The 25,968-nt window shown below is 71.3% G+C and carries 21 protein-coding genes; 5 read left to right on the top strand and 16 right to left on the bottom strand.

The window, feature by feature from the left end; genetic code table 11:
• Window positions 1-377: 377 nt before the first annotated feature.
• From ald to ACFV6V_RS22195, 4 genes are all read right to left on the bottom strand, one after another.
• On the bottom strand, window positions 378-1,493 hold the full coding sequence (gene ald / locus ACFV6V_RS22180; protein ID WP_385567661.1) for an alanine dehydrogenase: 1,116 nt from the start codon (window positions 1,491-1,493) through the stop codon (window positions 378-380).
• Between the two features lie 163 nt (window positions 1,494-1,656).
• Window positions 1,657-3,636, bottom strand: a complete 1,980-nt coding sequence (locus tag ACFV6V_RS22185) for a tetratricopeptide repeat protein (protein ID WP_385567614.1) — start codon at window positions 3,634-3,636, stop codon at window positions 1,657-1,659.
• A gap of 351 nt (window positions 3,637-3,987) precedes the next feature.
• Complete coding sequence (locus tag ACFV6V_RS22190; protein ID WP_385567664.1) at window positions 3,988-4,617, bottom strand: NUDIX domain-containing protein; 630 nt, start codon at window positions 4,615-4,617, stop codon at window positions 3,988-3,990.
• Between the two features lie 98 nt (window positions 4,618-4,715).
• Window positions 4,716-6,392 (bottom strand): CTP synthase, encoded by a 1,677-nt coding sequence (locus tag ACFV6V_RS22195; protein ID WP_385567617.1) that lies wholly within the window; start codon window positions 6,390-6,392, stop codon window positions 4,716-4,718.
• A 475-nt stretch (window positions 6,393-6,867) separates the two neighbouring features.
• On the opposite strand from ACFV6V_RS22195, the gene ACFV6V_RS22200 reads away from it, so the two are divergent.
• The 3 genes from ACFV6V_RS22200 (at window position 6,868) to ACFV6V_RS22210 (ending at window position 11,830) form a co-directional block, all read left to right on the top strand.
• The gene (locus tag ACFV6V_RS22200) at window positions 6,868-8,670 is read left to right on the top strand and encodes a glycoside hydrolase family 15 protein (protein ID WP_385567620.1); all 1,803 of its coding nucleotides are present in this window, start codon (window positions 6,868-6,870) and stop codon (window positions 8,668-8,670) included.
• Window positions 8,671-8,749: 79 nt separating this feature from the next.
• Window positions 8,750-10,135: an FAD-binding oxidoreductase gene (locus ACFV6V_RS22205; RefSeq protein ID WP_385567622.1), complete on the top strand. Its 1,386-nt coding sequence runs from the start codon at window positions 8,750-8,752 to the stop codon at window positions 10,133-10,135.
• Window positions 10,136-10,192: 57 nt separating this feature from the next.
• Entirely contained in the window at window positions 10,193-11,830 is a 1,638-nt protein-coding gene (locus ACFV6V_RS22210; protein WP_385567625.1) for a PucR family transcriptional regulator, read from the top strand.
• Window positions 11,831-11,852: 22 nt separating this feature from the next.
• Here ACFV6V_RS22210 and ACFV6V_RS22215 read toward each other — a convergent pair whose 3' ends face one another.
• The 6 genes from ACFV6V_RS22215 to ACFV6V_RS22240 all read right to left on the bottom strand — a co-directional run bounded on the left by ACFV6V_RS22215 (window position 11,853) and on the right by ACFV6V_RS22240 (window position 18,078).
• The gene (locus ACFV6V_RS22215) at window positions 11,853-12,959 is read right to left on the bottom strand and encodes a glycosyltransferase family 4 protein (RefSeq protein WP_385567628.1); all 1,107 of its coding nucleotides are present in this window, start codon (window positions 12,957-12,959) and stop codon (window positions 11,853-11,855) included.
• 89 nt (window positions 12,960-13,048) lie between these two features.
• A complete protein-coding gene (locus ACFV6V_RS22220) occupies window positions 13,049-13,786 on the bottom strand; it encodes a hypothetical protein (RefSeq protein ID WP_385567630.1) in 738 nt (245 codons plus the stop codon).
• Window positions 13,787-14,087: 301 nt separating this feature from the next.
• Window positions 14,088-15,806, bottom strand: coding sequence for a DNA repair protein RecN (gene recN / locus ACFV6V_RS22225; protein WP_385567666.1), 1,719 nt, complete (start codon window positions 15,804-15,806; stop codon window positions 14,088-14,090).
• Between the two features lie 151 nt (window positions 15,807-15,957).
• Window positions 15,958-16,911 (bottom strand): NAD kinase, encoded by a 954-nt coding sequence (locus tag ACFV6V_RS22230; protein ID WP_385567633.1) that lies wholly within the window; start codon window positions 16,909-16,911, stop codon window positions 15,958-15,960.
• Window positions 16,908-17,723: a TlyA family RNA methyltransferase gene (locus ACFV6V_RS22235; protein WP_385567636.1), complete on the bottom strand. Its 816-nt coding sequence runs from the start codon at window positions 17,721-17,723 to the stop codon at window positions 16,908-16,910. Before ACFV6V_RS22235 ends, ACFV6V_RS22230 begins: the two co-directional genes overlap by 4 nt.
• 7 nt (window positions 17,724-17,730) lie before the next feature.
• The gene (locus tag ACFV6V_RS22240; protein ID WP_385567638.1) at window positions 17,731-18,078 is read right to left on the bottom strand and encodes a hypothetical protein; all 348 of its coding nucleotides are present in this window, start codon (window positions 18,076-18,078) and stop codon (window positions 17,731-17,733) included.
• Between the two features lie 42 nt (window positions 18,079-18,120).
• Here ACFV6V_RS22240 and ACFV6V_RS22245 point away from each other — a divergent pair, with 42 nt between their 5' ends.
• Complete coding sequence (locus ACFV6V_RS22245) at window positions 18,121-18,468, top strand: SCP2 sterol-binding domain-containing protein (protein ID WP_385567641.1); 348 nt, start codon at window positions 18,121-18,123, stop codon at window positions 18,466-18,468.
• Here the strand turns inward: ACFV6V_RS22245 and ACFV6V_RS22250 are convergent.
• The 4 genes from ACFV6V_RS22250 to ACFV6V_RS22265 all read right to left on the bottom strand — a co-directional run bounded on the left by ACFV6V_RS22250 (window position 18,416) and on the right by ACFV6V_RS22265 (window position 22,594).
• On the bottom strand, window positions 18,416-19,255 hold the full coding sequence (locus tag ACFV6V_RS22250) for an ABC transporter ATP-binding protein (protein ID WP_385567669.1): 840 nt from the start codon (window positions 19,253-19,255) through the stop codon (window positions 18,416-18,418). The genes ACFV6V_RS22245 and ACFV6V_RS22250 overlap by 53 nt on opposite strands.
• 98 nt (window positions 19,256-19,353) lie before the next feature.
• Window positions 19,354-20,391: a FecCD family ABC transporter permease gene (locus ACFV6V_RS22255; protein WP_385567644.1), complete on the bottom strand. Its 1,038-nt coding sequence runs from the start codon at window positions 20,389-20,391 to the stop codon at window positions 19,354-19,356.
• Window positions 20,388-21,449 carry a FecCD family ABC transporter permease gene (locus ACFV6V_RS22260; RefSeq protein ID WP_385567646.1) on the bottom strand — a complete coding sequence of 354 codons (1,062 nt, stop codon included), beginning with the start codon at window positions 21,447-21,449 and terminating at the stop codon, window positions 20,388-20,390. Before ACFV6V_RS22260 ends, ACFV6V_RS22255 begins: the two co-directional genes overlap by 4 nt.
• A gap of 98 nt (window positions 21,450-21,547) precedes the next feature.
• Entirely contained in the window at window positions 21,548-22,594 is a 1,047-nt protein-coding gene (locus tag ACFV6V_RS22265) for an HAD-IIA family hydrolase (RefSeq protein WP_385567649.1), read from the bottom strand.
• 75 nt (window positions 22,595-22,669) lie between these two features.
• Here ACFV6V_RS22265 and ACFV6V_RS22270 point away from each other — a divergent pair, with 75 nt between their 5' ends.
• On the top strand, window positions 22,670-23,950 hold the full coding sequence (locus ACFV6V_RS22270) for a DUF1015 family protein (RefSeq protein WP_385567652.1): 1,281 nt from the start codon (window positions 22,670-22,672) through the stop codon (window positions 23,948-23,950).
• A 76-nt stretch (window positions 23,951-24,026) separates the two neighbouring features.
• Here ACFV6V_RS22270 and ACFV6V_RS22275 read toward each other — a convergent pair whose 3' ends face one another.
• Both ACFV6V_RS22275 and ACFV6V_RS22280 read right to left on the bottom strand, forming a co-directional pair.
• The gene (locus tag ACFV6V_RS22275; protein ID WP_385567654.1) at window positions 24,027-24,794 is read right to left on the bottom strand and encodes a tetratricopeptide repeat protein; all 768 of its coding nucleotides are present in this window, start codon (window positions 24,792-24,794) and stop codon (window positions 24,027-24,029) included.
• Entirely contained in the window at window positions 24,731-25,729 is a 999-nt protein-coding gene (locus ACFV6V_RS22280; protein ID WP_385567657.1) for a hypothetical protein, read from the bottom strand. Before ACFV6V_RS22280 ends, ACFV6V_RS22275 begins: the two co-directional genes overlap by 64 nt.
• Window positions 25,730-25,968 lie beyond the last annotated feature (239 nt).

Raw genomic sequence — 25,968 nt, forward strand, 5'->3', positions numbered from 1 at the left:
ATGTCGACTCATTCACAAGTCGTCTTACCTCCTTGGACGTGACCAGGAAACTTATCGATAGGTCAGCGTGGCACTATGCCGACGGTTGGCGACTCTATGGCGTGTCACCGCTCCGCAGCAACACAATCCGCCGGACCCGGCCCGATGTGTCGGCAACCGAACCCCTCCATGTCAAGGGCGCACGGAGCCCGGTCCGCACTTTTCACGGCTGCGCGAAACGGCTGAAGCGTTGCGTTCGAGGCGAGTTGGGCGTCATCGCATCGTGTCCGGACACACATCCGGCCAGACCTTGTTCATCAAGGTCCGGCCGGATGTGTGATGTTGACGACCTGTATTGACAGATTGGCCGTCGTTGTCGGCCGCTTGCCTGCGCGGGATCAGCCGAGGAGGGTGCCGAGCTCCACGGTCTCGAGGCCGTGCGCCTCGGCGACCTCCCGGTAAACAACCTGGCCCTCATGGACGTTGAGCCCCTTGGCCAGCGCCGGGTCACGCCGCAGCGCCTCGACCCAGCCATTGTTCGCGAGCGACACCACGTACGGGAGCGTGGCGTTGGTGAGCGCGTTGGTGGAGGTGCTGGGCACGGCGCCCGGCATGTTGGCGACGCAGTAGAACACCGAGTTGTGCACCCTGAAGGTCGGCTCGGCGTGGGTGGTGGGACGGGAGTCCTCGAAGCAGCCGCCCTGGTCGATCGCGATGTCGACAAGGACACTCCCCGGCTTCATCCGGGAGACCAGCTCGTTGGTGACCAGCTTCGGGGCCTTGGCACCGGGGATGAGCACCGCGCCGATGACGAGATCAGCGTCGAGGACGGCCTTCTCCAGCTCGTAGGAGTTGGACATGACGGCCTTGACCTTGGTGCCGAAGATCCGGTCGGCCTCGCGCAGCTTGTTGATGTCGCGGTCCAGCAGGGTCACGTCGAAGCCCATGCCGACGGCGATCTGCGTGGCGTTCCAGCCGGAGACTCCGCCCCCGATGACGACGGCCTTGGCCGGGGTCACACCCGGGACGCCACCGGGCAGCACACCACGGCCGCCGACCGGGCGCATCAGGTGGTACGCGCCGACCTGCGGGGCCAGCCGGCCTGCGACCTCGGACATCGGGGCGAGCAGCGGCAGGGCGCGGCTGGGCAGCTCGACCGTCTCGTAGGCGATGGCCGTGGTGCCGGAATCGACGAGGGCGTCCGTGCACTCCTTGGAGGCCGCCAGGTGCAGATAGGTGAAGAGGATCTGGTCCTTGCGGAGGCGGTGGTACTCCTCCGCGATGGGCTCCTTGACCTTCAGCACCATGTCGGCGGCGGCCCAGACCTCGTCGGCGGTGGGCAGGATCTGCGCACCGGCCCCGACGAACTCCTCGTCCGTGATCGAGGAGCCCAGACCAGCGTTCGCCTCGATGACGACCTGGTGGCCGTTGCGCACCAGCTCGTGCACTCCGGCGGGGGTGATGGCCACCCGGAACTCGTTGTTCTTGACCTCGCGGGGGATGCCGACCTTCACGTCGATCACGGTCCTTGGCTCAGGGGGATTTTTTATGCATTTCCATACTTACCCGGATATGCGCGGCACACCGGTGGGAGCCAGGACGACGCCCGGCAGAGCCAGTCTAATGAAGGAGTTCGCGCTGTCTAGCCTTGCAAAGCAAAATTCTTCGAGCAGACCACTACGGATTTCGCAGGCCAGGGGCCTCGGTTTCCAGGAGCTCCTCAGCAGCGGTGCGATGCAGCCGGGCCGCGGTGGGGTCGCCGAGCCGGTCGAGCGTGTCGGCCAGCCTGAGCTGGAGCGCGGCCTGCAACCGCACGTCCCCGGCACGCCGCGCGCAGGCCACCGCCTCCTCGCAGGTACGCAGCGCTTCCCGGGGTCGGCCGGCGTACTCCTGGACCCGCGCCACCTCGCTCAACGCCCGTGCGTGACCGGGCATATCACCGAGTCGGCGGTATCCGGCCGCCGCCGCCCGCCAGCCACGCAGGGCGTCCCCGTAGCGGCCCGCATAGATGTGCACGGCACCGAGACGGCCGTACAGCCGTGCCTCGTCGGCGAGCTCTCCCCTGGCAAGCCTCTGTGAGAGCGCACGTCCGTACCAGTCGGCGGCCCTCTCCCAGTCCTCCAGCTCCTGGTAGGCACCGGCGACGGATTCCATCGCACGGCCTATGGCATACGGATCGTTCGCCCGCCGTCCGGCGTCCAGAGCCGACCGGTAGCGCGGCAGCGCGGCGTCGGTGCGGCCCATCTGCACGTCGAGGTCGGCGAGGTTCAGCAGCGCCGCGGCCTGCTCCCGGTGGAGCCCGCGGCGCTCGGCCATGTCCAGGACGAGCCGGTGCAGCTCGTACAGCTCGGGCGCGGCGGACTCCGGTCCGCGATGGGCGACGAGGGCGCGGACCAGGGCCGCGATCAGCCGCCGGGCCAGGGTGTCCAGCTCACCGTCGGCCACGGCGAGCCGCGCGGCGGCGGACAGCGCGTGACGGCGGGCGAGCAGCCAGGCCTCGGCCGCCCCGGGCCCGGAGAAACGCAGGGTGCGCGGTAGACCGGCGAGCCTGCGGCGGGCATCGGAGCCCTCGGGCTCGGTGACGGCCCGGCACGCCTGCAGCAGCCGCACGGTCCGTTCCAGCATCCGGGCGCGGGCGAGCTGGATCTCGGCGGGCCGGTCATGCTCGGTCATCGCCTCGTACAGGAGCGCGGCGAGACAGCCGGGCACCTCGTACAGCTCGCCGTCCGATTCGCTCGCTTCATCCGGTTCGCGAGGTTCTTCGGGCATGTCGCCACGCGCCCTCAGCAGTCCCAGCGAGGCGAAGTCCTCCAGTGCGAGCCCGGCGTCCGCGAACGAGCACCCGGCGAGCGCGGCGGCTGTGTTCGGGTCGACGAGCCCGGCCGGGGCCAGGACGAGCAGTCGCAGCATGCGGGCGGCCGGCGCCGACAGCGAGTCATGGACCAGCTGGAAGGCCTTGGCCAGCGGCCGGACGCCGACAGGCTGCTCGGGATCGTCCGGCAGCCCGCGCAGCCTCTTGGCGGCGTCGGCGACCGAGGCGTTCGGACGGGCCGCGAGCCAGCCGCCGACCAGCACCATCGCGGCGGGCTGGCCCCCGCACAGCTCGACCAGGGACTCCGCCGCCTGCGGGTCGACGGTGATCCGTACCTCGCCGGTGAACCGGCCCAGCAGTTCGATCGCCGACTTCGGGTCCATGCCCCCGACCGTGCAGGGCCGCACATCCGGGATTCCGGTGAGCGGCCCCTGGGCGACGGCGACGACCAGACAGCCGGGGTTGTCGGGGATGAGCGGGTCCACCTGTTCGGCGTCACGGGCGTCGTCCAGTAGGAGCAGACAGCGCCGCTCCGCCAGCGCGTCGCGGACCATCCCGGTGAGCTCGTCCTCGTCCGCACCCGGGGACGGGGTGACGCCCATGGCGCCGAGGAGGTCGCGTGCGGTGCGTTCGGTGGGTACGGCGGCTCCGCCAGGCTCCACGAGACGCGCCCGCAGCATTCCCCCGGGGTAGTCGCCCGCGAGTCCTTTCGCCAGCTCACCGGCGAGAGCGCTCCGACCGGAGCCGGGGCGCCCGGCCACGAGCAGCACCCTGGCGCGTGGTTCCTTGCGGCCCGAGAGGGTGTCCAGGCCGGCCCGTTCGATATCGGCCCGCAGGGACTTCAACTCACGCTGGCGTCCGATGAATTGCCCACCCGTGGATTGCCCAGCCGTGCGGCTTGCGGTCCCCTGCGCTGCCGGCCCCGCACCGGAGAACCGCTCCGCCGGTGGCGCCGGACTCCCGGACGCAGGGCCGTCCGGGGAAGAGCCGTCCGGCGAAGGGCCGTTCACATCCACGCCTGCTCCCTCATGGCCCACGCTCCAGTCCGCCGCTGAACGAGCCGAACCCACCGGAGGTTCCCCGCGTGGGCGCTCCGAGCGTAGATCAGCCGTCTGCCGGACTCAGGGGAGCGCTGCGGCGCGTGCGCCCGGTTCCCTCGATCGGATCAGCCGATCGTCCCACCGGGCGCCTGGTGCCTACGACGCTTCGAACGGCCGGGCGGGCCACGGAGCCTCGGCCGGGCGCAGGGACTCCACCCCGTCGCCCGCCAGCGCGGCGGCGAGCGAGAGCACGCCCACAGCCAGGCAGTTGTTGTGCAGCTCCCCCGCGAGCACTCCGCGTACCAGGTCCTCGAGCGGCACCCGGGCCAGCTCCATGTCGGCCTCCTCTTCGGAGACCTGGAAGCGCTCGCCCGCGACCTCGGAGAGGTCGCGGGCGAGGAAGACCCGTACCGCCTCGTCGCAGCCGCCCGGCGTGGTGTAGACATCGACCAGCACCCGCCAGTCGACGGCCTTGACGTGCGCCTCCTCGTACAGCTCGCGCTGGGCGGCCGTCAGCGGGTTCTCCCCGGGGACGTCAAGCAGCCCGGCCGGGATCTCCCACAGCTTCTGGCGCACGGGGTGCCGGTACTGGCGCAGCACCAGGACCCGGTCCGACTCGTCGAGGGCGAGTACGGCTACGGAGCCCGGGTGGACCTGGTAGTCGCGGCGCGCCACCGCACCATCGGGCATGACCACATCATCGGTCCGGACGCTTGTCTTGTTGCCCTTGAAGGGGACCGCGGTCGCCGTGACCCGCCACTCCTCAGGGGTGTCCTTGATGGTCATGGTCATATGCGTCCTCCCAAAGCGCCGGAACCGGGGTACGGAGCCTGCCCGTACCCCGGTCCACGTTAGTTCTTCTGCCTCACGTGCCCAGCGTGGCCCTACTTGCCCGCAGCGCCCTCGGCCGCCTCTTCCCGGCGCCGCACGGCAGCCTTCACCAGTCCGGCGAACAGCGGGTGAGGACGGGTCGGGCGGGACGTGAGCTCCGGGTGAGCCTGGGTCGCGACCAGGTAGGGGTGCACGTCGCGCGGGTACTCGACGTACTCGACGAGCTTGTTGTCCGGGGAGGTTCCCGAGAAGACGATGCCGGTCTTCTTCTCCAGCTCCGCACGGTAGGCGTTGTTCACCTCGTAGCGGTGGCGGTGGCGCTCCTCCACGTACGGCTGGTCGTCGTAGACCTCACGCACGATCGAACCCTCGGCGAGCTTCGCCGGATAGAGCCCGAGACGCATGGTGCCGCCGAGGTCGCCGGCGCCCTCCACGTAGGCGAGCTGCTCCTCCATCGTGGAGATGACGGGGTGAACGGTGGTCGCGTCGAACTCGGTGGAGTTGGCCTCGGGGATACCGGCCAGGTTCCGCGCGGCCTCGATCACGATGCACTGGAGGCCCAGGCAGAGGCCGAGCAGCGGGATCCTGTTCTCGCGGGCGTACTGGATGGCGCCGACCTTTCCGCTGACCCCGCGGTCGCCGAAGCCACCGGGGATGCAGATCGCGTCCACGTCACCGAGCTGCTTGGCCGCGCCCGCCTGCGTCTTGCAGTCGTCCGAGGTGACCCACTTGATCTTGACCCGCGCGCGGTTGGCGAAACCGCCGGCCCGCAGTGCCTCGGTCACGGACAGATAGGCGTCGGGCAGGTCGATGTACTTGCCGACCAGGGCCACACTGATCTCGTGGTCCGGATTGTGGACACGGTCCAGCAGGTCGTCCCAGGTCGTCCAGTCGACATCGCGGAACGGCAGGTCCAGCTTGCGCACGACATAGGCGTCCAAACCCTCGGTGTGCAGCACCTTGGGGATGTCGTAGATCGACTTGGCGTCGATCGCCGCGACCACGGCGGCCTCGTCGACGTCGCACATCAGCGAGATCTTGCGCTTGATCGCGGTCGGCACGTCCCGGTCGGCGCGCAGCACGATCGCGTCCGGCTGGATACCGATGTTCCGCAGCGCGGCGACCGAGTGCTGGGTCGGCTTGGTCTTCAGCTCGCCCGAGGGACCGATGTACGGCAGCAGCGAGATGTGCACGACGAAGACGTTGTCCCGGCCGACCTCGTGACGGACCTGGCGGACCGTCTCCAGGAACGGCAGCGACTCGATGTCGCCGACCGTGCCGCCGACCTCGGTGATCACGACGTCCACATCGTCCGTGGCCATCCGGCGGATGCGGTGCTTGATCTCGTTGGTGATGTGCGGGATGACCTGGACCGTGTCGCCCAGGTACTCGCCACGCCGCTCCTTGGCGATGACCTGCGAGTACACCTGCCCGGTGGTGACGTTCGCCGAGCCGTCGAGGTCGACGTCGAGGAACCGCTCGTAGTGGCCGATGTCCAGGTCGGTCTCGGCGCCGTCGTTTGTGACGAACACCTCGCCGTGCTGGAACGGGTTCATCGTGCCCGGGTCGACGTTCAGGTACGGGTCGAGCTTCTGCATCGTGACCCGAAGACCACGGGCCTTGAGCAGCGCGCCCAGACTGGAGGCCGTCAAGCCCTTGCCGAGGGAGGAGGCGACACCCCCGGTGACGAAGATGTGCTTGGTCGTCGTGTTCGAGGATCGAGCCGGCATGGCCAAGAGGGGGCTCCCGTGGTCGCGAGTTGTCGTGCGTACCGGCGATCCCGCTGTGAGATCCGGAGATTCCAGGGAGGCGCCGTCGCTGCGGTTCGGGGGCCGCCAATCGTGTGAGGAGCCCACCGGTCCACGGGCTACCAGGGTATCAGCGCCAGGGGGAGACTGCTTCCGGCCACACGGGGCATGATGGCTCTCACGGGCCTCTCCGGATTCACCCACCGCTCACCCGTTCGGTGCCACCGGATTGCCGGGAGCATCGCGCGGATCACGGGGGTGCGTCGTATTCTGCTCGGACACTTGGTTCGGAATGTCGCTCCCGAGCAAGCCGGCGATTGGCACCACCCCCGCCCCTTCTCCCGGAACAAGAGCTCGTCAATGACCGATTGACCGATTGACACCCTTGACCGCAGCAAGACCGCAGCAAGAGCACAGAGCCACGCAGGGCGGACGTGGCCGTTCGACTGGAGATCCATTGGCCGGGCGCATCGAGGACTACGCACTCATCGGGGACATGCAGACCGCTGCCCTGGTCTGCCGGGACGGCACGGTCGACTGGCTGTGCCTGCCCCGCTTCGACTCGCATGCCATCTTCGCCGGGCTCCTCGGCACCGAGGAACACGGCTTCTGGCGTCTCGGCCCCGCGTATCCGGGCCACACCGAGCCCCCCACGGCCGACCGGCGCAGATACCGGGGCGACTCGCTGATCCTGGAATCGGAGTGGGACACGCCGCGCGGCACGGTCCGTGTGACGGATTTCATGCCGCCGCGTGACGGCGCGCCCCAGCTGATCCGGATCGTCGAGGGCGTGAGCGGCCGGGTTCCGATGCGCTCGGCCCTGCGGATGCGGTTCAGCTACGGCCGGGTCGTGCCATGGGTGCACAAGGTCGACAACCGCACGGTGGCGGTCGCGGGACCCGACTCGGTGTGGCTGGACACGCCCGCGGAGACGTACGGCAAGGACCTGACGACGTACTCCGACTTCACCGTCTCCCCCGGTGACCGGATCGCCTTCACCATCAGCTGGCAGCCCTCGCACCGCGAGCCCCCCGCGCTGCCCGACCCCGAGGGGTCGCTGGACGCCACCGAGGAGTTCTGGCGCGAGTGGGTCGATCACTGCACGTACCACGGCCCGTACCGGGAATCGGTGGTCCGCTCCCTGATCACCCTGAAGGCCCTGACCTACGCCCCGACCGGCGGGATCGTCGCCGCGCCCACCACCTCCCTGCCGGAGGAGATCGGCGGGGTACGGAACTGGGACTACCGCTACACCTGGCTGCGTGACGCGGCGATCACCCTGTCCTCACTGCTGCGCACCGGCTACCGGGAAGAGGCCCGGGCCTGGCGTGAGTGGCTGCTGCGGGCGGTCGCCGGCGACCCGGAGAATCTCCAGATCATGTACGGCATCGCCGGCGAACGCGAGCTCGGCGAGGCCGAGCTGGACTGGCTGCCCGGCTACGAGGGCTCCGTCCCGGTCCGGGTCGGCAACGGCGCCGCGAACCAGCTCCAGCTGGATGTCTACGGCGAGGTCACCGAGGCCCTGCATCTGGCCCATATGACCGGTCTGTCCCGCAACGACTACGCCTCCGTGCTCCAGCTGAGGCTGATCCGGTACCTCGAGGACCACTGGGACCAGCCCGACGAGGGCATCTGGGAGGTCCGCGGGCCCCGCCGCCACTTCGTGCACTCCAAGGTGATGGCGTGGGTTGCCGTCGACCGCACGATCAAGCTGATCGAGTCGGGCGACGTGGACGGGCCCCTGGAGCGCTGGCGTGAGCTGCGCGACGAGATCCACCGCGATGTCTGCGAGAAGGGCTACGACAAGGAGCGGAACACCTTCACGCAGTCGTACGGCTCGAAGGAGCTCGACGCCTCGCTGCTGCTGATCCCGCAGATGGGCTTTCTGCCGCCGGACGACAAGCGCGTCATCGGCACGATCGAGGCGATTCAGCGGGAGCTGTCCACACCGGACGGTTTCGTGCTGCGCTACCCCACCGCGGGCGACGAGGCCGGGGTCGACGGGCTCGAGGGCGACGAGGGCGCCTTCCTCGCCTGCTCGTTCTGGCTGGCCGACGATCTGGCGATGATCGGCCGCGTGGACGAGGCGCGGCGGCTCTTCGAGAAGCTGCTGTCCCTGCGCAACGACCTCGGGTTGCTCGCCGAGGAGTGGGACCCGCGGCTCCAGCGCCAGGTGGGCAACTTCCCCCAGGCCTTCAGCCATGTCCCGCTGATCGACACGGCGCTGCGGCTCACGGCCTCCGGAGCCTACGGAGGCTGACGGCTGGGCTTGATGTGCGCGGCAGGACCGCTCGTACCTACGATGAAAGGGTCCTGTCCGCGCCCCGGAAGGGGACATCATGGCAGCGCCCCAGCCCGTTGCGGATGCGGCCCTGGCCGGGCTGCGCACGACCGTGTCCGGCGAGGTGATCCCTCCTGGTGATCCGGCCTATGACGAGGCCCGCACGCTCTTCAACGCGATGGTCGACCGGCGTCCCGCGGTGATCGTCCAGTGCGAGACCGCCGCCGATGTGGCGGCGGCGATCCGCTTCGGCCGGGACCAGGACCTGGAGATCGCGGTCCGCGGCGGCGGCCACAGCGTCGCCGGCCTCGCGACCACCGACGGTGGCCTGGTGATCGATCTACGCCGGATGCATGCCGTCACGGTGGACCCCGACGCCCGCACCGCCCGGGTCGGCGGCGGAGCGACCATGAGTCATCTGGACCGGGCCACCGGGCCGTTCGGCCTGGCCACCACCGGAGGCAGGGCGTCCACCACCGGCGTAGGCGGATTCACCCTCGGCGGCGGATCCGGCTGGCTCGAGCGGAAGTTCGGACTGGCCTGCGACAACCTGCTCGCCGCGGACCTGGTGACCGCCGAAGGGACCGAGATCCACGTCGACGCGGAGTCGCACCCGGAGCTGTTCTGGGCGCTGCACGGCGGCGGCGGCAACTTCGGTGTGGCCACCTCGCTCACGCTGAGGCTGCACCCGCTGCCCGCCATGTCCGTGGCGATGCTGTTCTTCCCCGCCGCGCGCGGGGCCGAGGTGCTCCCGGTCTACCGCGACGTCCTGGCGAGCGGCCCCGACGAGCTGGGCGGCGGCTTCATCTACCTCACCGGCCCGCCCGAGGACTTCATGCCCGAGCACCTGGTCGACCAGGCCGTGGCCCTGGTACTGCTCACCTACGCGGGCACCGAGCCCGAACTGCGCAGGGCCGCCGGTCCGCTGCTGGGCCTCGGCCATGAGGCCGAGGTCATCATGGAGCTCCCCTACGCCGAACTCCAGTGCATGATCGACGATCCACCGGGCCTGCGTAACTACTGGTCGGCGGAGTACCTCGACGCCCTGCCGGCCGCGGCTGTCGACGCCTTCTGTTCCAGTGCCTCGTCGATGATCGTGCCGTCGAACTCCCAGCACATCCTGTTCCCGATGGGCGGGGCGCTCGCGCGCGACGATTCCGACTACCCGGTTCCGTGGCGGTCCGCCCAGTGGGCCGTGCACCCGTTCGGGATCTGGAGCGACGCGGCCGACGACGAACGCGGCAGGCAGTGGGTGCGCGACGTCCGGTCCGATGTCGAGCCCTGGTCGCTCGGCATGACGTACCTCAACTTCATCGGCCTGGAAGGGCCGGAGCGGGTGGTGGCCGGACTCGGCGCCGCGAACTACCGGCGGCTCGCCGCGGTCAAGCAGCAGTACGACCCCGACAACGTGTTCCGGCTGAACCACAACATCAAACCGGGCTGATCCCCGGCCCGGCACGGCAGTTGTCCTGCAAACTTTCGCCCAGGTAGCGTCCCCGCAATGGAAACACAGGGCGGTATCACCGTGCAGCGGGCGCTTGAGCTGCCCGCGCTCCGCAGCGGACTCCCGGAAGTCGTGGCCGGAGCCGACCGGCTGAACCGCACCGTCCGCTGGGTGCACGCCGGTGAGGTGCCGAACATCGCGTCGCTGCTCAAGGGCGGGGAGCTGCTGCTGACGACGGGCCTCGGCCTGGGCACCCGCCCCGCCGAACAGCGCGCCTTCGTACGACGGCTCGCCGACCGCGGGGTCGCCGCGCTCGTGGTCGAGCTCGGTTCGCGCTTCACCCGGCTGCCCACCGCGGTCGTCGACGCGGCGTCCTCCGCCGGGCTGCCGCTGATCCAGCTGCACCGCGAAGTCGCGTTCGTCTCGGTGACGGAGGAGGTCCACACCGAGATCGTCAATCTGCACTACGCGCTGCTCCAGCGGGCCGACGAGGTGCACCGGCGGTGCACGGAGGCCCTGCTCGGCGGGGGCGGGATCCCCCAAGTACTCAGGATCCTCGCGGACTTCACGGCCAACCCGGTGTTCCTGGAGACCGCGGACGGACAGCTGCTGTACGCCGCGGAGAGCGGCTCAGGGCCGGCCGCGGCCGACCCGCTCCAGGTGTGGGAGGGGCTGCGCGGCCAGCGGGCCGCGCGGGAGTCCGGACCGCCTGCCGGGGCGGTGCTGGTGGATGTGCCGGGCGGTGGCCACGGCACCGGGGCGGTACGCGCCCGGCTCGTCGTACCGGCCGTCGCCACTCCGCTGCTGCCGGTGCACCGGATGGCGCTCGAACGGGCGGCAGGGGTGCTCGCGGTGGTCCTGATGCAGGCACGGCAGGAGGAGGAGCTGGCGGCGCGCGGCCGGGGCGACTTCCTCACCGATCTCGCCGAAGGCCGGATCTCGGCGGACGACGCGCCGGAGCAGGCCCGGGTGCTGGGCTTCAAGTCCGCTGACGGGCCGCTGCTGCCGGTGGTCATGCGGCTGACCCCCGAACTGTCCCCGTCCGGCAACTGGTCGCTCCTGGCCCGCGCGGTGCTGGACGAACTGTCCTCCGTCGGCGTTCCGGTGCTGCTCGGGGTGCGGCCCTTGGAAGGCCGCGTACCGCTGCTCATCGGTCTGCGCACGGAGTCGGAGCGCATGGCGGTCGCGGACCGGGTGGCCGCGGCGCTGCGCGCCGGTCTGAGACGGGCCGGCCTGGAGCGGGCCGAGCGGACCGGAGCCCATCCCCCCGTGGTCGTCGTGGGCGCCGCCGGCGGCTGGGGCGCCGCCTCGGCGGGGCTGCGCCACGCGGCCGAGACGGCGACCGCGGCACTGGGCCTCTCCGACCGGCCCTGGTACGACGCGCGCCGCCTCGACATCGACCTGCTGCTGTGGCGCCTGCGGGACCACCCGGACCTGGCGGCGTTCGTGGACCGGGCGATCGGCCCGCTGACGCAGCACGACCGCGCCTCGCGCCCACCGCTGCTGCCGACCCTGGAGACGTATCTGGCACACGCGGGCCGCAAGGCGGAGACGGCACGCGAGCTGCACCTCAACCGTCAGACGCTGTACAACCGGCTGGCCCGGATCGAGGAGTTGCTGGGCACGGACCTGGACGACCCCCAGACGGTGCTGGCCCTGTCCCTGGCCCTGCGGGCACGCCGCCACCTGCCGTGACCCGCCCTCCGCGCGGTGGGCGTCAGGGCGGCGCGGCACCACGTGGCGGAGCGAACTCGTCGTAGACGCTGAGGATCTGGGCGATCGTCTCGTCCTCCGTCGGCCAGGTGGCCGCCTGTGCACGGCCCGCCGCCGAGAGCCGGTGGCGGGCGGACGGGTCGGCGAGCAGTCCGGTGACGGTCGTGGACAGTGCGGCGGGGTCGCCGTAGGGCACCAGTGCCGCCGCGTCGCCGACCAGTTCGGGCACTCCGCCGACGCGGGTGGCCACCAGCGGTACCCCGAGGCGGAGTGCCTCCTGGGCCAGGAGGGAGCGCGACTCCCAGCGGCTGGGCAGCACCGCGATGTCGGCCGCCGCGAGCAGGTCGGTGATGTCCTCGCGGCGGCCGATGAGCCGGACCGGGAGCCCTTCCGCCTCGATCCGGCGTTGCAGAGCGGCACGTTCCCGGCCCTCGCCGGCGATCGCGACCAGCGGCACGGGGTCGAGCCCGCGCCAGTCCCGGGCCGCTTCGAGGAGGGTCGCGTACCCGCGGTCGGGCTCGAGTCTGCCCACCGCCATGAGCAACGGCCGGCCCACTGCGCCCAGCTCCGCCCGGGCCTTGTGCTCGGCCCTCTCGTACGCGGCCGCATGTCCGATCGGTCCCGGCGCCGTGACCGGGGAGAGCCGTGCGTCGCGCGCACCCCGCTCGCGCGCCCGGTCGACCAGCTCCGATGACGTGCCGAGCACCACCGCGGCCGACCGCGCCGCTTTGCGCTCCATCAGCCGCACCATCTGGCCCTTGGCCCCGTCGGCGAGCGAGCGGGTGTGCCAGGTGACGACGAGCGGCACCCGGCGTTGCCGGCCGATGGCGAGCCCGGCGCGTACGGCGGCGTTCAGCCCGTGCGCGTGCACCACGTCCGCCCCTGCGCATACGGCCCTGAGGGCGCCGACCGTGGCCGGGTCGCTGCGCGGCGGCATCGGCACGAAGTGCGCGCCCGTGCCGAGGAAGTCGTAGTCGTGTTCCAGGGATGCGGGGGCGCAGACGGTCACCCGCACTCCCCGAGCCACCAGCCCGGCGGCCAGTGATCTGACATGAGCGCTACTGCCCGCGCTGCCGCCGCCCAGCACCTGGACCGTACGGAGCTGTGTCACGCGCCAAGGATGCCAGTCCGTACGCACGTTCCGGCACCGCCGGGACGGCTTTCCCCTGTCCCACGTGGCAACTCCCTCACCTGGTTCACTCACATGGGTGAGCGTGCGAGTTCGGTGATCCGGTCGCCGTACGCCGCGGCAGCGACCAGCCCAGCCGCGTGGAGGGCCAGCCCGGCCCGGCCGTTGCCGGCGGCGATCGCGGCGCCGACGGCCGCGCCGAGCGCATGCGCCCCGGCGTCGCCCAGCATCGTGCTCTCACCCAGATCGTCGCCCGCCACGGCCGACACCGCGCCCATCGGAGCGGCCGCGAGCGGCCCCCGCAGCAGCCCCGGCGCGCCGAGACCCAGCACGGTGAGCGCGGCGCGCCCGGGTCGTACGTCGACGAGGTTCACCAGGTGCGCCGTGCCCGCGATCACCACACCCGCGAGCACCTTGTCGACGGGCCGGTCCTTCATCAGCGCCCCGGCGAACAGACCGGCCGCCCCGACCCCGAAGAGCTTCACGGCGCCACTGGTGACCTCGCCCTGCCCCAGAGCCGTCAGATGGGCCCTGAAGCCCCGCCGTTCGTCGCCCGCGACGTCGTCGTACGCCCCGCACACCCCCGCCACCAGTGCGGCGGCGGCAGCCGCCGGCGTGCCCGCCACCAGCGCGCCGGCGGCAACGCCCACGGTCACGGCGGGTCCGGCGCACAGATCGACCGTGCGCCCGGCGTAGTTGGTGCGCTCCCAGCGCGCCGCCCCGCGGGTGCGCGCCCGGAGCGCGCGGTACACAAGGCGGGTGCCGCCCACGGCGACGGCGAGGGCGGTGACTCTGTTCAGCGTTGCCATGATCGCCAGCCTAGGCTCGGCACTCAGGCCGCCGGTGCGATGCCCGTGAAAACACCAACAGCCGGGCAGGAGAAGTCGGGACGGCTCATCCGTTCCCGGAGCACGGGCCGCTCCGCCGTAGCCGGGGCAGGACCCGGAACGCTCACGCCGTCCCGTGGCGGACGGCCCCGTTCCCCGTCAGCGCCGCAGGCTACTCGCCCGGGAGAGCCGCGTCGGCATCCGGCAGGGAGCCCCGACCGGGCCCTGGCCCGACCGCTCCCTCTCGGCCCGGGGACCCAGGGGGCCACTCGAGGCCCGCACCTCACACCTCCGCGCGCGCCGTCGCCAGCAGCTCCTCCGCGTGCGCCCGGGCCGTCTCCGAGTCCTCCTGGCCCGCCAGCATCCGCGACAGTTCCCGTACCCGGTCCTCGCCCTCCAGCACCGTGACGCCGGACCGGGTCACCGTGCCGTCGCTGGTCTTCTCGACCAGGAGCTGGCGGTCGGCGAAGGCCGCCACCTGCGGCAGATGGGTGACCACGACGACCTGCGCGGTCCTGGCGAGCTTCGCCAGCCGCCGACCGATCTCGACCGCCGCCTTGCCGCCGACGCCCGCATCGACCTCGTCGAAGAGATACGTCGGCACGGGGTCGGTGCCCGCGAAGACGACCTCGACCGCCAGCATCACCCGGGACAGCTCACCGCCCGACGCGCCTTTGGCGATCGGCCGCGGCTGGGCGCCGGGGTGCGGGGCGAGCAGCAGCTCGACCTCGTCCGTGCCCGACGACGTGCAGGCGACGAGCCGGCCGCCGACCTCGATTCCGTCCGGGTCGTCGGACTGGCGGATGTCGATCGTCACCCGCGCGTGCGGCATCGCCAGGTGCGTCAGCTCCGCGGTGACCGCGTCGGCGAACCGCGCCGCCGCCTCCGCACGCGCGTCGGTCAGTGCCTGGGCGAGACCGGACAGTTCGGCGCGCAGCGCGTCGCGCTCGGCCGTGAGCTCCCCGATCCGGTCGTCGTCGCCGTCCAGGTCGGTGAGCCGCTGTGTGCTCTCCTCCGCCCAGGCCAGCACGGCGTCGATGTCCGCGCCGTACTTGCGGGTCAGTCCGGCCAGCGCGGCCCGCCGCTCCTCGACCGCGGCCAGTCGCAGCGGATCGGCGTCCAGGTTGTCGGCGTAGCCGGCGAGCTCGCCCGCCACATCGGCGAGCAGGATCGAGATCTCGCCCATGCGGTCGGCGAGTGCGGCCAGCGCCGCGTCATGGGACCGTACGGCGTCCAGGGCCCGTCCGGCCCCCGCGACCAGCGTGGTGGCGTCGACGGCCTCGGGGTCCTCGGGGTGGCCGGCGAGCGCCGCGTGCCCCACCGAGGCGGCGGAGGCGAGTGCCTCGGCGTGGCCCAGCCGTTCGGCCTCGGCGGCCAGCTCCACGTCCTCGCCCTGGCGCGGTTCGACGCCCGCGATCTCGTTCAGCCCGAAGCGCAGCAGGTCCGCTTCCTGGGCCCGCTCACGGGCACGCGTGGTGAGCTCGTCCATCTCGGCTGACACGGCCTTGAGGCGCCGGTAGGCGGTGAGGTACCTGGCGTGCGGTCCGGACACGGCGTCACCGGCATACCGGTCCAGTGCCTGGCGCTGCCGTGCGGCCTTGAGCAGCCCCTGCTGATCGGTCTGCCCGTGTACGGCGACGAGTTCGTCGGCCAGTTCCGTGAGCATGCCGACCGGCACCGAGCGTCCGCCGAGATGGGCCCGCGAGCGGCCCTCGGCGGAGATCGTCCTGCTGATGAGCAGCGCGCCCTCGTCGAGCTCGGCTCCGGCCTCCTCGGCCCTTACGGCAGCGGGCGCGCCCATGGGCAGGGCGACCCGCCCCTCCACGACCGCCGACTTGGCGCCGATCCGCACCAGGGCGGGGTCGGCGCGCCCACCGAGCAGCAACCCGAGGCTGGTGACGACCATGGTCTTGCCCGCACCGGTCTCTCCGGTCACCGCCGTGAATCCGGGCGACAGCTCGACAACAGCGTCGTCGATGACCCCGAGCGACCGTATCCGCATCTCCTCCAACACGGTGACGACCTTACGAGGTCCGACCCCGGCTGTGCGACGGCCCCCGCCTTACAGCGGCGGAGCCGCAGCTCGCGGGCCGTCGCTCCCACCTGCCCATCACCCTACGGAGTGGTTCTCGAACACCGGGCGAGCACCGGCTTCAACGCGCCACGCCCCGCCACCCCGAAACCGGCAGCGCGAACTTCGCCACCAGCCGGTCGGTGAACGACGCGTGGTGCAGCCGCGCCAGCCGCACCGGCACCTCGCCCCTGCGCACCTCCACCCGCGCGGCGTGCGGCAGCTGCACGGCCCTGCGGCCGTCGCACCAGAGCACACCATGCGGGGTGTTCGGCTGGACCTCCACGGCCAGGATCGAGGTGGGTGAGGTGACCAGCGGTTTCGCGAACAGGGCGTGTGCGCTGATCGGCACCATCAGCAACGCCTCGACCTCGGGCCACACCACAGGCCCGCCCGCCGAGAAGGCGTACGCGGTCGAGCCGGTCGGGGTGGCGCAGACGATGCCGTCGCAGCCGAACGCGGTGACCGGCCGGCCGTCGATCTCCAGCACGACCTCCAGCATGCGTTCCGCCGACACCTTCTGGACGGCGGCCTCGTTGAGCGCCCAGTCCCGGTGCACCACGTCGCCGTTGCTGCGTACGACGACGTCGAGGGTCATCCGCTCCTCGACCTCGTACGCGCGGCTCACGACGCGGTCGACGACCTTGTCGAGGTCGTCCCGCTCGGCCTCGGCGAGGAAGCCGACCCGTCCCAGGTTGACCCCGAGCATCGGCACCCCGGAGGCACGGGCGAACTCGGCGCCGCGCAGCAGCGTCCCGTCACCTCCCAGCACGATCAGCAGCTCACAGCCGTCGAGGACCTCGGGCGTGGCCTCGGGGACGGTCTCCACGGCGTCCGGCAGCGGGAGGTCCCTCGCCTCGAAGGCGAGCACCCGCACGCCGAGCCCGGCCCGCAGCAGGCCCTGCACGACGAGTTCGGCGCTGCGGATGGCCGCGGGCCGCCCGGTGTGGGCCAGCAGGAAAACGGTGCGGGTGTCGTGCGGGTCTCCGCTCGCACCCGTGCCCGCACTCGTCGTGTTCGTACTCGTATCGGTCAACGCGGCCCCTCCGCCACTGCACGATCGACATCCCCCGGGTCGAGGTCCGGTGCCCCGGCCCTGAGCCACAGAAAGTACTCGACGTTCCCGGAGGGGCCGGGCAGCGGACTCGCGGTCACACCGAGCACGCCCAGACCGAGCCCTCCGGCCTGCCGCGCCACGGTGCGCACCGCGTCGGCGCGCAGCTCGGGGCTGCGCACCACTCCACCGCTGCCGAGCCGCTCCTTGCCGACTTCGAACTGCGGCTTGACCATGAGGACGAGATCGGCGTCGGGCGCCGTGCACCGCACGAGTGCGGGAAGCACAAGGCCGAGCGGGATGAAGGACAGGTCACCCACGACCAGGTCCACCGGCACCCCGTCGATCGTCTCCAGGGTCAACTCACGTACGTTCGTACGGTCCTTGACGGTCACGCGTTCATCGGTCCGGAGAGACCAGGCGAGCTGGCCGTAGCCGACGTCCACGGCGACCACGTGCGCCGCGCCGGCGCGCAGCAGCACATCCGTGAAGCCTCCGGTGGAGGCGCCCGCGTCCAGCGCGCGCCGGCCCCCGACCTTCAGCCCTTGCGGGACGAACGCCTCGAACGCGCCGGCGAGCTTGTGGCCGCCGCGCGAGACGTATTCGGGGTCGGCGTCGTCCTGGGCGACGACGATGGCGGCGCTGGTCTCGACCTGGGTTGCCGGCTTCGTGGCGGTGTTACCGCCGACGGTCACCCGTCCTGCCGCGATCAGCTGGCTCGCGTGCTCGCGCGAGCGTGCGAGCTTCCGGCGTACCAGCTCGGCGTCGAGACGGCGGCGTGCCAGTCCTGCCACGTTCGGTTCAGCTCCTGTGATTGTGCTGGTGATGCGGGTTGTGCGGGTTGTGCGATGCGCCGGGACGCGGTCCCGGGGGTTGCGCGTCGAGCGCGGTGAGCGTGTCGCGCAGACCTCGGTGTACATCCTCGTACACCTCGAGGTGTCCGTCCGCAGGGAGCAGGTCGGCATCGGCGAGCCGTCCCAGGTGCGTGTCGACCTCCGCGTTGCCGGTGGGGATCCGCTCGACGCCCAGGGGCGCGGGTGCTGCGGGGTCGTACGGCTCCACTGCCGGTACACCGCGCGCAGCAGGTGCGGCAGGTTCGCCCTCCGCCGCCGATACCACCTCGCCGGGGGCTTCCATCGAGTCGCTCATGCCCAGACGCTACCTCGAAGCCCTGGGGTACCGTCGATCACGATGGCGACCACGGAGGAGTGCCGCAGCGCACTCGACAGACTTTCGGACAACCTGGCGGCGGTGGACGGGGAGCTGCGCGGCGCCGCCGCCCTCGACCGCTCCCTGAGCTGCCACATCACGGACCTGGGCATCACGTTCACCGGCAGACTCAGAGCGGGCCGTATCGAGGTCCTGGACACCCTGGACGGTCCGCCCGCGAAGAAGGCGGACGTGCGGCTCGCGATGACCGGTGACGACCTGGTGGCGATGGTCGACGGGAAGCTGAACTTCGCGAAGGCCTGGGCCTCGGGCCGGGTCAGACTCGAGGCGGGTTTCCGCGATCTGCTGCGCCTGCGGGCACTGCTGTAGCGGCTCGGCGCCGGGCCAGTGGCACCACCAGCGGCGTGCCCGTCTCCGGGTCCTCGATGACCTGCGAACGCACCCCGAACACCTGCTCGACAAGCTCCGTGGTGACGACATCGCCGGGGGCGCCCTCCGCGGCGATCCTCCCCTCGCGCATGGCGATCAGGTGGGTCGCGTAGCGGGCGGCCTGGTTGAGGTCGTGCAGCACCGCGACGAGCGTACGGCCCTGGGTCTCGTGCAGCTCGGCGCACAGATCGAGGATCTCCAGCTGGTGCTGGATGTCGAGGAACGTGGTGGGTTCGTCCAGCAGCAGCAGCGGAGTCTGCTGGGCGAGTGCCATGGCGATCCAGACCCGCTGCCGCTGGCCGCCGGAGAGCTCGTCCACGTAACGGTCGACCAGTTCGGCGACCCCGGTCGCGGCCATCGACTCCTGGACGATCCGCTCGTCCTCGCGGGACCACTGGCGCAGCAGGCCCTGGTGCGGGTACCGGCCACGGGCGACCAGGTCGCCGACCGTGATGCCGTCGGGCGCGATGGAGGACTGCGGCAGCAGGCCGAGGGTCCTGGCGACTCGCTTCGCGGGCATCGAGTGAATGGTCTGGCCGTCCAGCAGCACCCGGCCCTGGCTGGGCTTGAGCATCCGCGAGAGCGCCCGCAGCAGGGTGGACTTGCCGCAGGCGTTCGGTCCGACGATCACCGTGAACGAGTGGTCGGGTATCTCGACCGAGAGATCCTCGGCGATCACCCGCTGGTCGTAGGCGAGGGTGACCGACTCGGCGGTGAGGCGCTGCATGAACGTGCTCCTGCTCCTGGGGTTCTTCTCGTTCTTCTCGTTCTTCTCGGCGCTCTGGACGCTCTCGGTGCTCTCGGCCCCTTCGGTCCGGGTGGCCGTCATATACGCCCCGCCTTGCGCTCGGTGACGAGCAGCCAGAGCAGATAGACACCACCGAGCACACCGGTGACGACCCCGACCGGAAGCTCCCGGTCCCCGAACGCCGAGGTGGCGACCCAGTCGGCGCTCAGCAGCAAAGCCGAACCCATCATGGCGCTCGCGCCGATGTTCGGTCCCGGGGAACGCGTCAGCTTGCGGGCGAGCTGCGGGGCACTGAGGGCGACGAAGACGACCGGCCCGGCCGCCGCGGTGCCCACGGCCGTGAGCAGCACGGCGGCGCCCATGAGCACGCCCCGGGTCCGCTCGACGCTCACGCCGAGTGCGTACGCCGCGTCATCGCCCATCTCCAGCATCCGCAGCGGCCTTCCGTAGGCCATGCACAGCGGGATGAGCACCGCGCACACCGCGAGCAGTGGCCAGAACTGGCTCCAGTCACGCCCGTCGAGCGAGCCGGTCATCCAGACCACGGCGCGCGTGGCGTCGACCAGGTTCGCCTTGGTGACGAGGTAGTGGATGGCACCGGTGAGCATCGCGGCCACCCCGATGCCGACCAGGACCAGCCGGTAGCCGTGCACTCCGCGCTTCCACGCGAGCAGATAGACCGCGAGCCCCGTCACCAGAGCCCCCACGATCGCACCGCCCGCGGTCGCCACCGCCCCGCCGTGGAACATGACGATCACGATGAGCGCGCCGACCGTGGCACCCTGGCCGAAGCCGAGGACGTCCGGACTGCCCAGCGGGTTGCGGGCGATGGACTGGAAGACCGCCCCGCCCACCGCGAGTGCCGCGCCGACCAGCAGCGCCACCAGCACCCGAGGCAGCCGTAGCTCCTGGACGATGAACTCCTGCGCCGGCGTGCCGTCGCCGAGCAGGGTCGCCACCACCTCCTCCGGCGTCATCGGGAAGTCGCCGCTGCCGACGAGCACGACGGCGACCATGAGCGCGACGGCCAGCAGGAGCAGACCCACCAGGGACGCCCGGGGGTCGACGCGGACCGAGAACCCACCGGGGGTGCGTATCGCCTTCACTGCCTTCACAGCTGAGCCATCCTCTTGCGCCGTACCAGATAGATGAAGACGGGCCCTCCGATGAAGGCGGTGACCACGCCGACCTGGAGCTCGGACGGCCGGGCCACGAGCCGGCCGACCACATCGGAGCCCAGCAGCAGCACGGGCGAGAGCACCGCGGCGTACGGCATGATCCAGCGCATGTCCGGACCGGTGATGGCCCGGACGAGATGCGGGATCATCAGGCCGATGAAGACGATCGGCCCGCAGGCCGCGGTCGCCGCGCCGCACAGCAGCGTCACCGCGAGCATCGCGAGCACACGCGTCCGGGTCAGCCGCGCGCCCAGGGCCCTGGCGGTGTCGTCACCCATCTCCAGCGCGTTCAGCGGCCGGGCGATCAGCAGGGCGACCAGGATGCCCGCGCCGACGAACGGAGCGATCTTGCCGATGGTTTCGGGGTCGCCCGAGGCCAGCGAGCCGACGGTCCAGAAGCGCAGCCGGTCCAGAGCCACCGAGTCCAGCAGCTGTACGGCATTGACATAGCCGTACAGCGCGGCGGTGGCGGCCGTACCGGCGAGCGCGAGCCGCACCGGCGTGGCACCGCGGCTGCCGCCGAGTACGTACACGACGACGGAGACGACGCCCGCACCGATGAACGCGAACCAGACATAGGCGTCGACGGACCTGACGCCGAGGAAGCTGATGGCGGACACGACGGCAGCAGCCGCGCCCGCGTTGACGCCGAGCAGTCCCGGCTCCGCGAGCGGATTGCGCGTGAGCGCCTGCATCACCGCGCCCGCGAGACCGAGCGCGGCGCCGACCAGCAGGCCGAGCACGGTCCTCGGCACCCGGACGTCATGCACGATCACGTCGTTCCCCGTGCCCGTGTTCTCGAAGAGACCGTGCCACACGTCGCCCACCGGAATCGGCTTGGCACCGATGGCGATACTCGCGACACAGACCAGCAGCAGGACACCGACGGCGACCAGCAGCCCGACGGCGCGCAGCGCATGACGTCTGCGCGGTTCCGGCGCGGGCTCGGCGGACCCCGGGTCCGCGCTCTCTTGGGGAGGACTGTCGACCAACACGCGAGTTAGGTTAGCCTACCCTCCCAAACCGCCCGATCCGGGGGGAGCCCGTCGGCCACCGCCCCCACGGGTCACCGACGAGAATCATCAGCCCGGGCTCACCAGTCCAGCCGTGACAGCGCCTTCCCCGCGTCCAGTCCACTCCCCGATTCCCCGGCCTCCGACCACGCCGCCGCGCACAACGCCCGCAGCCCGTCGAGCGCTTCGCCCTCGCCCTCCAGCACCAGCGCGCCCCCACGCACCGACGCCGCCCAGCCCCGGCAGGCGAACCCGTCCCCGGACCCGTCTCCGTCATCGCTCTCGGTCACCTCGGGCTGCCCGGTCAGCAACCCCCGCAGATCCGCGTCCACATAGGTGGGCCGGTGCTCCGGACGGGCCGCCAGCAGCTGTTCCGGGTCCGTCACCCCGGTCAGCACGAGCAGCGAGTCCACGCCCCCGTTGAACGCCCCCTCGATATCGGTGTCCAGCCGGTCCCCCACCACCAGTGGGCGTGCGGCCCCCGTCCGCAGAACGGTCTCCCGGTGCATCGGCGGCAGCGGCTTCCCCGCCACCTGCGGCTCGGCTCCGGTGGCGATCCGCACCACCTCCACCGCCGCCCCGTTCCCCGGTGCGATCCCCCGGGCGCTCGGGATGGTCAGATCGGTGTTGGACGCGAACCACGGCACACCCCGCGCGATGGCGTAGGACGCCTCCGCGAAACGCCCCCAGGCCAGCTCCGGGCCGCCGTACCCCTGGACCACGGCGGCCGGATCGTCGTCCGCCGACTCCACCGGCACAAGCCCGCGCTCGCGCAGCGCGACCCGCAGCCCCTCGCCACCCACGACCAGGACCCGTGCGCCCGCAGGCACCTGATCGGCGATGAGGCGCGCCACGGCCTGCGCCGAGGTGATCACATCGGCGGGCTCGGCAGGCACTCCGAGCTCAGTGAGGTGCCGCGCCACCGCGTCAGGTGTGCGCAGCGCGTTGTTCGTGACGTACGCCAGGTGCATACCGCCCGCACGTGCAGCCCCGAGGGCATCGACCGCGTACGGAATCGCTTCCCCGCCCGCGTACACCACCCCGTCGAGATCAAGCAGTGCGGTGTCATACGCGATGCTCAACGCCCGCACGCTGCCGCTCGGCCTGGTCCTGCCCGGCTCGCCCATTCTGCTGCGCTCCTCGCTCGTCGTGGCGCTGTCCCCCGATCATCGCGCATCACCGCGGACACATACGATGCATGGATGAACACGAGAGGTGTCCCAGGCGACAACGGTCTGTGCCTGAACCCGTTCCGCGGACTTCGCTACGTCCCCGAGCGGGTGGGCAGCATTGCTGCCGTGACCTCGCCTCCGTACGACGTGGTCGTGCGCCCCGACGGGCTGCTCCACCTGGAGTCCGCAGATCCGCACAACATCGTCCGGCTGATCCTCCCGCAGGCCGAGACTCCTGCGGAACGCCACAAGCAGGCCGCGGACACACTGGAACGCTGGCTGGCCGAGGGGGTGCTCGCGCCGGACCCGGAACCAGCCCTGTACGTCTACGAGCAGCGCAAGGGCGAGATCCTCCAGCGTGGGCTCATCGGCGCCCTGGCCCTGTCCGAGCCGGACAAGGGCATCGTGCTCCCGCACGAGGACGTGATGCCGCACGTGGTGGCGGACCGCGCCGCCCTGATGCGGACGACCGCAGCCAATCTGGAACCGCTCCTTTTGACCTACCGTGGCGACGGATCGGACTCGGGAGCGGGCGCCGTCATCGACCGGATCGCTCTTGACCGCCCCTTGCTGGCGACCACCACGGAGGACGGCTTCAGCCACCGACTGTGGTCGGTCACCGCCCCCGACGACCTCGCCAGGATCTCCCAGGACCTGACCCGCCACCAGGCTCTCATCGCCGACGGCCACCACCGCTGGGCGACGTATCTGCTGCTGCGTGACGAGCAGCGCGTGCCGGGTGCCTGGAACTACGGCCTGGTCCTGCTGATCGACACGGCCCGCTACCCGCTGCGGGTCCGTGCGATCCACCGGCTGCTGAACCGCCTCCCGGTCGCGGACGCCCTCGCCGCCGTCGAGGGCCACATGCGGGTACGGGACATCGACGGCCCCCTCGACAATGCCCTTGAGGCGCTGGCGGACGCGGCGGCGGAGGGCAATGCCTTCGTGCTGGCCGGCGCCGGCGGCTTCCACCTCCTGGACCGCCCGGACCCCGCCCTGCTGGCGCGTACGGTGCCGACGGGCCGCCCCGAGGCATGGCGGGCGCTCGACGCGACGGTGCTGCACTCCACCCTGCTGGAACACGTCTGGCGGATCCCGGACTCACCCGAGGAAGTCACGTACATCCACGCCACCGAGGCCGCGGTCGAGCAGGCCGAACGACGTGGCGGCACAGCGGTTCTGATGCATCCCGTGCGGGAGGACGTGGTGCGGGACCTCGCGCGCCAGGGTGTCACGATGCCGCGCAAGTCGACGTCGTTCGGGCCGAAGCCCGCGACGGGTCTGGTGCTGAGGAGCCTCAGCCTGGACTGAGCGGTGCGACCACGGACAAAGGTCCGGTCCCCATGGACGCCATGGGGACCGGACCTTCGCTGTGTCGAGGACGGGATCAGTCCTCGTCGGTGCCTTCGGAGACTTCGGCCTCAGCCTCAGCCGCTGACTCGCCCTCGGCGTCGGCGTCGGCCTCAACCGCTACGGAGTCGGACTGCACGCCCTCGTCCCCGCCGTCCTCGTCCTCCTCCTCGATGAGCGCGTCGACGAACTCCACCCCGTCCAGCGCGGCCAGCCGGTCCGAGGCGTCCGTGGCCCCGTCCTTGTCGGCCTCGACAGCCTTGGCGAACCACTCACGGGCCTCGTCCTCACGCCCGGCGGCCAGGAGCGCGTCCGCGTACGCGTAACGCAGCCGCGCGCTCCACGGGTGGACCGCGTTCGAAGCCAGCTCAGGGCTCTGAAGCGTGACGATGGCTGCTTCGAGCTGCTCCATGTCGCGCCGCGCCCCTGCGGCGACGAGCCGCATCTCGACCTGCCCGGCCTTGTCCAGCTTCTGCACCTCGGCCTCACCGGCCATCGCCAGAGCCTTCTCGGGCCGGCCCAGGCCGCGCTCGCAGTCGGCCATCACAGGCCACAGCTCGACGCTGCCGGTCATACGCCGAGCAGCACGGAACTCCGCGAGTGCCTCCGAGTACTTCTGCATGGCGTAAGCGGCGAATCCCGCCGCCTCACGAACGGCAGCGACACGAGAGGCGAGCCGCAGCGCCACACGCGAATACCCGTAAGCCTGCTCCGGGTCCTCGTCGATCAGCCGAGCCACCATCACCAGGTTCTTGGCAACATCCTCGGCGAGCGTCTTCGGCAGGCTCTGGAGCTCCTGCGCCACGTCCTTGTCGATCTCGTCCCCGGTGACGTCCTCCGGAATCGGCAGCCGCTTGATCGGCTCCCGGTCCCGGTCCCGGTCCCGGTCGTCACGGCGGCCGTATCCCCCGCGGTCGTCACGGCCACGGTAGCCACCGCGGTCGCGATCCCGGTCATCGCGACGGAACCCACCACGGTCGTCATCACGGCGGGGGCCACGGTCATCGCGACGCGGGGCACGGTCGTCGCGACGGAACCCACCACGGTCGTCGTCACGGCGCGGACCACGATCGTCACGACGGAACCCACCACGGTCGTCATCACGGCGGGGGCCACGGTCATCGCGACGCGGGGCACGGTCATCACGACGGAACCCACCACGGTCGTCATCCCGACGCGGACCACGATCGTCACGACGGAACCCACCACGGTCGTCATCCCGACGCGGACCACGGTCATCGCGACGGAACCCACCACGGTCATCGTCACGACGCGGACCACGATCGTCACGACGGAACCCACCACGATCGTCATCCCGACGCGGGGCACGGTCATCGCGACGCGGGGCACGGTCATCACGACGGAACCCACCACGGTCGTCATCACGGCGGGGGCCACGGTCATCGCGACGCGGGGCACGGTCATCGCGACGGAACCCACCACGGTCATCGTCGCGACGCGGACCACGGTCATCACGACGGAACCCACCACGATCGTCATCCCGACGCGGGGCACGATCGTCACGACGGAACCCACCACGGTCATCGTCACGACGCGGGGCACGATCGTCACGACGCGGACCACGGTCATCGCGCGGGAATCGACTGCCACGGCCATCGTCACGACGGTCGTCGCGGGCTCCGTAGCCACCTCGGTTGTCGTCCCGACGGCCGGTACCCCGGTCGTCGCGGCGGTCGTCACGACGACCGCTTCCACCACGGCTGTCGTCGCGACGATCATTGCCGCCTCGGTAACCGCCCCGGTCACCGCCACCATCCCGGCGACGCGGCTCGCGCTCCGGACGATCGTCGGAGGAGTTGGTGGACATGGGTAAGGCTCCTGTCTTCGGGTACCGCAGTCATTCTCACGCAGCCGGACACCCAGCGCGCTTCGAAAAATTTCAGGCAAAACAAATGGACACGTGGTCCCATCGGAACGAAGGGACCACAGGTCCTGATAGATTTTTCGGCCGCGTCCAA

Source organism: Streptomyces sp. NPDC059828 (genome assembly GCF_042731955.1).
GTDB lineage: Bacteria > Actinomycetota > Actinomycetes > Streptomycetales > Streptomycetaceae > Streptomyces.

What these genes read in the sequence shown, in the direction of transcription:
- ACFV6V_RS22190 (WP_385567664.1), bottom strand. Translation starts at nt 4,617, where the DNA reads ATGACCATCAAGGACACCCCTGAGGAGTGGCGGGTCACGGCGACCGCG.
- ACFV6V_RS22195 (WP_385567617.1), bottom strand. Translation starts at nt 6,392, where the DNA reads ATGCCGGCTCGATCCTCGAACACGACGACCAAGCACATCTTCGTCACC.
- ACFV6V_RS22205 (WP_385567622.1), top strand. Translation starts at nt 8,750, where the DNA reads ATGGCAGCGCCCCAGCCCGTTGCGGATGCGGCCCTGGCCGGGCTGCGC.
- ACFV6V_RS22210 (WP_385567625.1), top strand. Translation starts at nt 10,193, where the DNA reads ATGGAAACACAGGGCGGTATCACCGTGCAGCGGGCGCTTGAGCTGCCC.
- ACFV6V_RS22220 (WP_385567630.1), bottom strand. Translation starts at nt 13,786, where the DNA reads ATGGCAACGCTGAACAGAGTCACCGCCCTCGCCGTCGCCGTGGGCGGC.
- recN (WP_385567666.1), bottom strand. Translation starts at nt 15,806, where the DNA reads ATGCGGATACGGTCGCTCGGGGTCATCGACGACGCTGTTGTCGAGCTG.
- ACFV6V_RS22240 (WP_385567638.1), bottom strand. Translation starts at nt 18,078, where the DNA reads ATGAGCGACTCGATGGAAGCCCCCGGCGAGGTGGTATCGGCGGCGGAG.
- ACFV6V_RS22245 (WP_385567641.1), top strand. Translation starts at nt 18,121, where the DNA reads ATGGCGACCACGGAGGAGTGCCGCAGCGCACTCGACAGACTTTCGGAC.
- ACFV6V_RS22250 (WP_385567669.1), bottom strand. Translation starts at nt 19,255, where the DNA reads ATGCAGCGCCTCACCGCCGAGTCGGTCACCCTCGCCTACGACCAGCGG.
- ACFV6V_RS22265 (WP_385567649.1), bottom strand. Translation starts at nt 22,594, where the DNA reads ATGGGCGAGCCGGGCAGGACCAGGCCGAGCGGCAGCGTGCGGGCGTTG.
- ACFV6V_RS22270 (WP_385567652.1), top strand. Translation starts at nt 22,670, where the DNA reads ATGAACACGAGAGGTGTCCCAGGCGACAACGGTCTGTGCCTGAACCCG.
- ACFV6V_RS22280 (WP_385567657.1), bottom strand. Translation starts at nt 25,729, where the DNA reads ATGATCGTCGCGACGACAGCCGTGGTGGAAGCGGTCGTCGTGACGACC.